Here is an 8423-nt window from a genome sequence, read left to right on the forward strand (position 1 = left end):
AGCTTGATGGGCATGGGGTAGCGTCAGGAAAATGCAGATTTACAACGCTAAGGAAATGTCACCTATTAAAAAAGCCGATTTCCATCTCAAGGAATCGACTTTTTTAGTTATTCTTATTCAACTAACGCACCCGATAGTTTAAGTACAAAATTTCACAATCTTTCTTGTAATAACGCTTTTGAGGGGGGAAAACTGAATGCTACTTTCAAAAATACTTCCAGATGTTGCTCGAGTGCATCCAACAAATTGCGCAATAAAGAGTAAAAATAAGACCCTAACTTATGATGAAATGAACTATTTTATCAAGTGAAAAGTGTCGCTCATGGTTTGTACGATCTATCCATAAAAGCCTCGCTCCCCGCCGATTGTCGGATGAAACAGAATCAATAGAAGTATATCCCAAGTCCATTCCCGCCGCTAGGGGGGGCTATTTGACGCTCACTCTTTTACTCCATGAACGAGCATCGTATTTTAGAATGTCCATTCTCATCCTGTTTCCCCACTTTTTTAAAAACGGCGCCGACTCGTGTCTTTCAACATGGGCCGTCAGCGATTCTTGATCTTGCCACCGCTGGACAGTCAGCATGCGTCCGGCGCGCGCATCTTCCAAAGTAAAGGCATAAAAGAGGCATCCATTTTCAGCTCTCGTGCTGGAAACGACGGCCTGAACGTCTGCAGTGAACTCATTCACATCAGACGGATTTAGGTGAACGTAACCCATGAGTATAATCATTGTTGTTCATCCTTTTTTTCTTAATTTAAGTCAGCAAATTTTTTCAAAGCTCATTCGCGGTCCTCGCTAGTGGAACGCCGCAAAGTTTTGCGACGTTCCACTAGGAGTGCGATAATCATTCGAGCTGTCGTCCTTACACAACCGTGAGCACGATCTTGCCTTGGATGTGCCCACGGGCGGCTCGTTCGTGCGCCTTGCGAGCATCGGCAAGTGGAAACGTGCTGTCGATGGCGACGCGAACCGTCCCGGCATCGAGCAAGCGCCCTAATTCCGCTAGCTGCGGGCCGTTTGAGCGCACTTGGGTCATCGATACCGTGACGCCCAGCTTTGCGGCCTCCTCTGCGTCGGAGAAGCCTATGAACACTGGGAACAAAGCGCCGCCACGCTTGAGCGTACGCAAGAAACGACCGGTTGTTGGACCTCCGAGGGTATCGAGGACGAGATCAACGTCATGGGCGATGTCCTCGGGAGGGCTCTTGGTGTAGTCGATGAATTCGTCGGCACCGAGCTCTCGCAGGAACGACTCATGCTTGCCCGATGCCACCGCGATGACATGCGCACCCTTCCATTTAGCCAGTTGCACCGCTAAGTGCCCCACGCCGCCCGCGGCACCATTGACGAGTACCGTCTTGCCGTTGATCGGCAGCGGGCGATGCGACTCCGGTTGAAACGGATTCGCTTCATTGTGCCCCAACTCGATCAGGAACTGCCATCCGGTGAGACCTGCCATCGGCGCCCCTGCGGCGTACACGTGATCGATGCCAGCCGGTTTGAGTGCAAGATCCGACGCTGGCGCGGCGACGTACTCGGCATAAGCAGCGCTCTCTCCCATGCTAGGAAAGCGAACCATGCCGAAAACTTCATCGCCGATGGAGAAGCCTTGCACATCTGTGGCTACCGCCTCGACGACGCCCGACATATCCGACCCCAGAATGAAGGGAAAGGACACCGCCGGCTGCCACTCAGGAGGAAGATCCTTATACCCCTCGCGCAGGTACCAGTCGGGGGGGTTGATGCCAACCGCATGAACGCGGACAAGCACCTCACCCGGTTTCAGTTCGGGAAGCGGGGCCTCCTCGTAACGCAGTACCTCAGGGCCGCCGAATTCCTGCAGCCGAATCGCCTTCATTGTGTTTGTAGACATCGCTTTCTCCTTTCACACAAATGTGTTATCCTTATTTAGAGCAGTGCTCCACTTAAACGGATTACTGTTCCGTTTGTTATTATACGGAGCACCGCTCCGATTGTCAAGGAGGAATCAGATGCGAGCCGATGCGAAGAAAAACTATGAGCACATACTCGCAGTCGCGAGCGTCGTTATAACCGAGCACGGCGTCGATGCATCGCTGCGCGAAATCGCTCGCAGAGCTGGTGTCGGGCTCGGCACACTGTATCGTCATTTCCCGACGAGAGAGGCGCTGCTCGAAGCTTTGCTCCGCGCAAGCTTCGACGAGTTTACGACAAAGGCACGTGAGCTCGAAACTGCGAGTTCACCCGATGATGCACTCGTGTCGTGGCTACGCGACGTCGTTGCATTCACGGGCAACTATCAAGGTGTTGTGGACGCGATGATGGCAGCCAAGGAGGACACGGAGTCCGCACTCCACGCTTCATGCGTCACGATGCGCACGGCAGGCACGCGACTTCTCGCTCGCGCTCAGGCCGAGGGTCTGGCGCGTACCGACATGGATGGTGATGACCTGTTCTCGCTAGCTGCTGCGCTTGCGTGGCTCAGCAACCAACCCTCGTCCGCGCCACGAACTGAGCATCTCTTCAGTATTATCGCGAGCGCGATCTTGACGAATCGAGCGAGCAGCGATTTCAGGGCGCGGCCGCACAACTGATGATAGAGCGGGATCCGGTGGCGGCGCTCCACGAATGGCTTCTGCTATTCGTGGTTTTTCTTGACGCCAAGAAGGGCATGGAGGAGGCACTGAGTACGTTGATCGGCGGCCCAGATGCCTCCTCCGGCCCGCCTCGCCGCTCCTATCACGGCGCTGATCGACCGTGCAGTCAAAACAGGCCCCCCAAGCTTCGCGGGTACTACCCCTTATAGGAATTCAATGCATCTAGGATACTAAAATAATCTCCTTTAGATTTGAACCAAAGGAGATTATTTATAATTCCAGTAATGTTTGTTTGAGTGCGAATTATTATTAGATGACAGAATGTCCGTTTTCAGATAATATCTGTAAAGTTTGTTCTAAAGTGTCTGACTTAACTAGAAGATAATCTGTGTTATAAGTAGAAATGGCAAAGATACTAATTTTAGCTTCAGCAAGTGGGGAAGCAAGGGAAGATAATAATCCTGTCATTGAAAAATCAAGAGGTCCTCCACTTTAATACATCTCCATTCGTTACTTATTTCAATATTTTCAACATGCGACGGTACTACTTCTTCCGTACAAACTATAGATAGTTCTTCATCTGTATAAGTAATTGAGACAAGTTTTTATTTTCAAGAGCCCATTTAGTACTTGGATTTTACCACATTCCTTGTTTCACTAACCCGCCACGTTACCTCAATAAGAAAAGGCATTACCGTTGTTCAGTAATGCACCCGTCAGTTTAAGTGAAACGGTTCACAATCCTGCCCTTTAGTTGAAAAACCTGTAATGATAAAGGACTGCCTAAACAGTCCATTTGGTGTCAAGGTAAAGCTACCAGTTAATTGATTTTATCTTATATATAAGTCTTATTTATCAGACTGCCTTTTAAAGAATAAGTAACACAATGAAAAAATGACCAAATATAATAAGTATCCACCAATTGAATTGTCGCTAAAAAAATTGTGAATGCCATTGGCACGAAGTATAGCACGAATAACAACAGTAAGAATTATAGTAATAAATAAAGAAATGGCGAACTTTTTTGTAAGTATGATTGTGTTTTAAATCCCTCTTCCACTAACCTGCCCCTTTAGTTCCATAAGAAAGTTGCCGCAGCAACCTCACTTATAGAAGTAAAGCGCCCATTAGTTGAATAAATTTTTTTCCTTAAAAATGATTTGTATATAAATAAAGAGGGTATAGAATGGTTAGTTAGACAGTTATTTACTTGGGGGAATAATAATGGCAACTCTTTTAAAAAATTTAACAAACTCGTTAATCGAGACCCGTCAGCGATATGCAATGCTTAAAGATAATGGCATTGAATCAATGAGTACCATTTATCCTGCTATCCCTTGGAATGCCGAACTATATTATCACCTTTTAACGACCTTACCTAAAGAGATTGACCGTCTGGAACAAAGGATTATGAAAATAGAAAGCAATTTTAAAGCCTGCCAGTGAGGGTGGGCTTTTCTTTGGCTGTTACGATAATGTTGAAATCTCGTTATAAAAGAACCCATTTATAGGTTCTTTTGGTAGGCGTGTTGTTCAACATAAGCACCCGTTAGTTCATTAAGAAAAGTGAATCTTATTAAAGCATCGCGTTCGATAGTTCAATAAAGAAAATTTAGTTTTAGTCCACTAAAATCCTATCACCTTTACTTGTCGGTTGAGAAGTCACCAAAAACTCAACTTCATTATTTGACTTGTTAAGCATTTGGTGTGGCACCAAAGGAGGAACTTCCACTCCCTCTTGCGGATTTAAAGTAATCTCTTTACCCTCTATCTCAATGGTTGCTATACCTGATAAGACAAAGAAAAATTGGTGTGCGTGTTGATGATAATGTTTTATTTCAGATGTATTAGCAGGCATACGCTCATGGATAATACTTAAATCTTAATTTTTCACTAAATGCCACCTATCACAATTATCTCCCATATGTAATGTTCAGTATTGTGTTTACTTTTCATCATTTCTATATCCCCCCTTGTATTTATAATACAATCTTACGCATTCCTTATGGAACTAACCTGCCCCGATAGTTCAAGAAGGGTATTTTTTTAATTCGGTTTCGAATGTACGATAATAGAAATTATCGTGCATTCAAACCCTTGATTTCATTGACTTTTTTTCATTTTTTCTCTTTATACTGGGGTCCTACCAGCCAATCGCGGAAAACATACGGAAATTCTAGTTAAAAAAAGCCGATTTTCCTTACACTAAGGAATGATCGGCTTTTTTTGCGGTGAATAAAGAATTTTTAACTCTCCAAATATCTATATAACGTAGATTTGCTAATTCCTGTTTCATCTTTTATTTCAGTCAGACTATATTTCTTACTTTGATACATAACAATAGCCCGTTTTACATTTTCGTCAGGTTTTCTTGGTCGTCCTGTAGTGACTCCTTTTTGTTTTGCTTCATACAAACCTTTTTTTGTTTTTTCGCTTATTACATCACTTTGAAATTCAACAAGATGTTTCACGATTTTACTGAATTGATATCCGGCTGTATTACTTGTATCAATATCTTCAGTTAGGGACTGAAAATAAGCGCCTTTAGAATTAATTATTTCTAATAACTCAACTAAATGACGTGTTGAATCAGCTAATGTATAAAGTTTTGTAACGACTATTTTATCCCCTTGGTTGAGGTTGCTTATCATACTTTTAAGTTGTGTTCTTTTTTTAGCTGATGAATGTTCCTCTAAAATGAATGCTGTACAATTCGCTTTTTTTAAGTATTTTAGTTGATCTTCACATTCTAGGTCTTCTAGATACGGCCTCATATATCCAATTAACATACAACTCTCCTAACAGTTAAGACTTTATTTTTATCATATCATAACGATTTATAAAAATAAGTCCCAAAACCGTTCCATTTTGGGACGAATGGTGTTAGACTGTTTTTATTGCTTATCGAACTCGACTTTTATGAGAGTTAAAAGTCAAAAAATAATAGATGTGAGGTGCATGAAAAAGTGGTTGAAAAGATAAAAACAGAGTGGTTTTTAAATATTAGGGCGGATATCCTTGCTGGGATTGTTGTAGCACTAGCGTTAATTCCAGAAGCAATTGCATTTTCCATTATTGCAGGAGTCGATCCAATGGTTGGATTATATGCATCTTTTTGTATTGCAGTTATTATTGCATTTGTAGGTGGTCGTCCTGGAATGATTTCTGCAGCCACCGGTGCGATGGCATTACTAATGGTTCCTTTAGTGAAAGAACATGGTCTGAATTACTTATTAGCAGCAACTATATTAACAGGGGTTATCCAAGTCATTTTTGGTGTTTTTAAAGTAGCAAAATTAATGAAGTTCATTCCGAGGGCTGTTATGATCGGCTTTGTCAATTCATTAGCCATCTTAATCTTTATGGCTCAAGTACCTCATTTTTTGGGTATTTCAAATATCACGTACGTTTTTGTGGCTATAACATTAGTCATTGTTTATGTATTGCCGAGATTTATCAAATCCATTCCCGCACCATTAATTGCCATCATTGCTTTAACAGTTGTTGCAATTTATGCAAACTTTGACTTGCGGACAGTTGGAGATTTAGGTGCTATTACAAGGTCATTACCTGAATTCTTTATTCCAAATGTACCTTTTACATTTGAAACAGTAGCTATCGTTTTCCCTTATTCATTAGCTTTAGCTATCGTAGGTTTATTAGAAACACTCCTCACATCATCAATTGTTGATGATATGACGAATACAGATAGTAATAAAAACAAAGAGGCTAGAGGACAAGGGATCGCTAATATCATTACGGGTTTCTTTGGTGGAATGGCTGGATGTGCGATGATTGGCCAATCCGTTATTAACGTAAAATCAGGTGGACGTGGAAGGCTATCTACCCTTATTGCTGGTTTGTTTTTAATGTTTTTAATTATTGTATTAGGCGATTTAGTTGTACAAATTCCAATGCCTGTTTTAGTAGGTATTATGATAATGGTATCCATAGGCACGTTTGATTGGTCTTCGTTTTCCTATTTACGAAAAGCACCAAAAAGTGATGCTACTGTTATGCTTGTAACGGTAATAATTGTTGTTTCAACCCACGACTTATCGAAAGGTGTCATTGCTGGGGTTATCCTAAGTGCTATTTTCTTTGTTGCTAAAATATCGCGAATAAAAGTGGCCAAAGAAGAGCACAAAAACGGATTATTATTTAATGTAGAAGGTCAATTATTTTTTGCTTCTGTTGAAGGCTTTGTCAATTCGTTTGATTTTACTGTCGAAAACCGTAGCGTTGTAATTGATTTTTCTAATTCTCACATTTGGGATGATTCAGCCGTTGGCGCCATTGACAAAGTCGTCATTAAATATCGTGAACAAAATAACAGCGTTACAATTAAAGGACTAGATTCTGCTAGTAAAAAGATTGTAGATAAATTAGCTATCTATAATGATTCCAATAAAAAAATGCCAGCACACTAATTTTTTTTAGAGGTGAAATAATGTATAAGAAAATATTATTAGCACTAGATGGTTCAGAAAATTCAATGCGAGCAACAAAAGAAGCTGTCTAGTGGATGCCAGATAGAAGTTGTTTTTGTGGTAGACTTTTCAAAGTCTAAAAAAGATATCCTGCATTCTTCTGGAAAAGAAGAATTAGAACTCTCTCGAATAACGAAACTCCTTCCTGCTGAAGAACAAATGAAATTAAATAATAAATCCTATGGAATAAAAATGCTGTATGGTGAACCTGGTCCGTCCATCCTTGATTATGCAAATAAAGAACAATTTGATTTAGTTATCATAGGCAGTAGAGGATTAAATTCACTTCAAGAAATGGTATTAGGTAGTGTGGGCCATAAGGTGGTTAAACGCGTTAAATGTCCTGTCCTTGTAGTGAAATAACTATATAAGAGCAATAATGTAAAAAAGTTCGAAAGTTCGACTAAATAGGTCGGGCTTTTTATATTTAATCTCAGCATAATCAATATTCTAATAGAGCTATTCTTCCCCTTTAGTTGCATAAGAAAAGGAGCTGCTGAACAGCTCCTGATATTGAAGTAAAGCACCCGTTAGTTGAATAAATAAATCAACACTCTTTTTCTATTTCATTAAGCTGATTTAAAAAATCTTGAAAGCTTGTAAGTTCTCAGAACACAAGCTTTTGTTCTAATTCGCACTTTTGATGCAAGTGATGACGGAAATGCATGCTGACCAAATCATACCACTCTCTCGAGTTAAGCCAGCCAAAGCCATCATGTTTAACTTTGTAATTTGGATTTATAGCATCTACTTTAGATTCCCATTGTCTCAACCTCTGCATTACCTGTTCAAGCCTACTCATAAGGTTTTCTTTACTGTCTGAATTGCTTGGTGGGGTATTTAATTCGTCAGGTAACTTGATTTTAATTGGTGGGAATCCTCCAATTTTATATAAATGCTCACCAAACTCCGTTTTTCCAAGCTTTTGCTCTTCTTTTGCTGACGCACAAGTTTCCACATTGTCAAGGTACTCATGGGCAACGAGGATCAAGTGGTCGTACATTTGACCGATAGACCAAACCCCTTCAGCCGTTATATATCTTATTTGCTCCAAAGAATAGTTTTGCAGATTGCTTTTGTATTTTTCAATCACTTTTAGGTCACTCAATTTAATCACTCCTTTATCACTGTAATACATATTATTGTCTCATGATTAGTAAGCATTATTTCTTATAATAGTTCTCTAATAATATTTAAATTCCTTTCCTATTTAACCTATCTATTCCGCCCAATTGTTGAAAAAAATCTGGTAAACATTCTTCAACTAAACTGCCCCGTTAGCTCCATAAGAAAAAAGAGCTGCGAAAGCAACTCCCTTATTGAAGTAAAGCACCTGGAGTTAGTATAGTTTCA

At 40.9% G+C, this 8423-nt stretch carries 9 protein-coding genes and 2 pseudogenes; 4 read left to right on the forward strand and 7 right to left on the reverse strand.

The annotated features are described in order from the left end of the window. Positions 1-427 precede the first annotated feature (427 nt). Together J7J00_RS27515 and J7J00_RS27520 are read right to left on the reverse strand one after the other, a co-directional pair. The gene (locus J7J00_RS27515; protein WP_214796350.1) at positions 428-733 is read right to left on the reverse strand and encodes a putative quinol monooxygenase; all 306 of its coding nucleotides are present in this window, start codon (positions 731-733) and stop codon (positions 428-430) included. Between the two features lie 133 nt (positions 734-866). Continuing rightward, complete coding sequence (locus J7J00_RS27520; RefSeq protein ID WP_214796352.1) at positions 867-1877, reverse strand: NADP-dependent oxidoreductase; 1011 nt, start codon at positions 1875-1877, stop codon at positions 867-869. Positions 1878-1995: 118 nt separating this feature from the next. Here J7J00_RS27520 and J7J00_RS27525 point away from each other — a divergent pair, with 118 nt between their 5' ends. Next, complete coding sequence (locus J7J00_RS27525; protein ID WP_214796355.1) at positions 1996-2577, forward strand: TetR/AcrR family transcriptional regulator; 582 nt, start codon at positions 1996-1998, stop codon at positions 2575-2577. A gap of 312 nt (positions 2578-2889) precedes the next feature. Here J7J00_RS27525 and J7J00_RS28575 read toward each other — a convergent pair whose 3' ends face one another. Continuing rightward, on the reverse strand, positions 2890-3048 hold the full coding sequence (locus J7J00_RS28575; RefSeq protein ID WP_286201616.1) for an ACT domain-containing protein: 159 nt from the start codon (positions 3046-3048) through the stop codon (positions 2890-2892). Then, positions 3045-3173 (reverse strand): hypothetical protein, encoded by a 129-nt coding sequence (locus J7J00_RS29020; protein ID WP_396020616.1) that lies wholly within the window; start codon positions 3171-3173, stop codon positions 3045-3047. Before J7J00_RS29020 ends, J7J00_RS28575 begins: the two co-directional genes overlap by 4 nt. A gap of 631 nt (positions 3174-3804) precedes the next feature. Here J7J00_RS29020 and J7J00_RS27535 point away from each other — a divergent pair. Further along, positions 3805-4026 (forward strand): hypothetical protein, encoded by a 222-nt coding sequence (locus J7J00_RS27535; RefSeq protein ID WP_214796357.1) that lies wholly within the window; start codon positions 3805-3807, stop codon positions 4024-4026. Positions 4027-4198: 172 nt separating this feature from the next. On the opposite strand, the pseudogene J7J00_RS27540 reads toward J7J00_RS27535, so the two are convergent. Continuing rightward, positions 4199-4539, reverse strand: a pseudogene (locus J7J00_RS27540) (cupin domain-containing protein). A 287-nt stretch (positions 4540-4826) separates the two neighbouring features. Next, positions 4827-5369, reverse strand: coding sequence for a recombinase family protein (locus tag J7J00_RS27545; RefSeq protein ID WP_214796360.1), 543 nt, complete (start codon positions 5367-5369; stop codon positions 4827-4829). 177 nt (positions 5370-5546) lie between these two features. Here J7J00_RS27545 and J7J00_RS27550 point away from each other — a divergent pair, with 177 nt between their 5' ends. Both J7J00_RS27550 and J7J00_RS27555 read left to right on the forward strand, forming a co-directional pair. Continuing rightward, on the forward strand, positions 5547-7010 hold the full coding sequence (locus J7J00_RS27550; protein ID WP_214796362.1) for a SulP family inorganic anion transporter: 1464 nt from the start codon (positions 5547-5549) through the stop codon (positions 7008-7010). A 20-nt stretch (positions 7011-7030) separates the two neighbouring features. After that, positions 7031-7433: pseudogene (locus J7J00_RS27555) on the forward strand (universal stress protein). 244 nt (positions 7434-7677) lie between these two features. Here the strand turns inward: J7J00_RS27555 and J7J00_RS27560 are convergent. Continuing rightward, positions 7678-8178: a DinB family protein gene (locus tag J7J00_RS27560; RefSeq protein WP_214796363.1), complete on the reverse strand. Its 501-nt coding sequence runs from the start codon at positions 8176-8178 to the stop codon at positions 7678-7680. Positions 8179-8423 lie beyond the last annotated feature (245 nt).

This window comes from Bacillus sp. ISL-4 (genome assembly GCF_018613275.1).
Lineage (GTDB): Bacteria > Bacillota > Bacilli > Bacillales > DSM-1321 > Peribacillus > Peribacillus simplex_E.

What these genes read in the sequence shown, in the direction of transcription:
- J7J00_RS27515 (WP_214796350.1), bottom strand. Translation starts at nt 733, where the DNA reads ATGATTATACTCATGGGTTACGTTCACCTAAATCCGTCTGATGTGAAT.
- J7J00_RS27520 (WP_214796352.1), bottom strand. Translation starts at nt 1,877, where the DNA reads ATGTCTACAAACACAATGAAGGCGATTCGGCTGCAGGAATTCGGCGGC.
- J7J00_RS27525 (WP_214796355.1), top strand. Translation starts at nt 1,996, where the DNA reads ATGCGAGCCGATGCGAAGAAAAACTATGAGCACATACTCGCAGTCGCG.
- J7J00_RS28575 (WP_286201616.1), bottom strand. Translation starts at nt 3,048, where the DNA reads ATGACAGGATTATTATCTTCCCTTGCTTCCCCACTTGCTGAAGCTAAA.
- J7J00_RS27535 (WP_214796357.1), top strand. Translation starts at nt 3,805, where the DNA reads ATGGCAACTCTTTTAAAAAATTTAACAAACTCGTTAATCGAGACCCGT.
- J7J00_RS27545 (WP_214796360.1), bottom strand. Translation starts at nt 5,369, where the DNA reads ATGTTAATTGGATATATGAGGCCGTATCTAGAAGACCTAGAATGTGAA.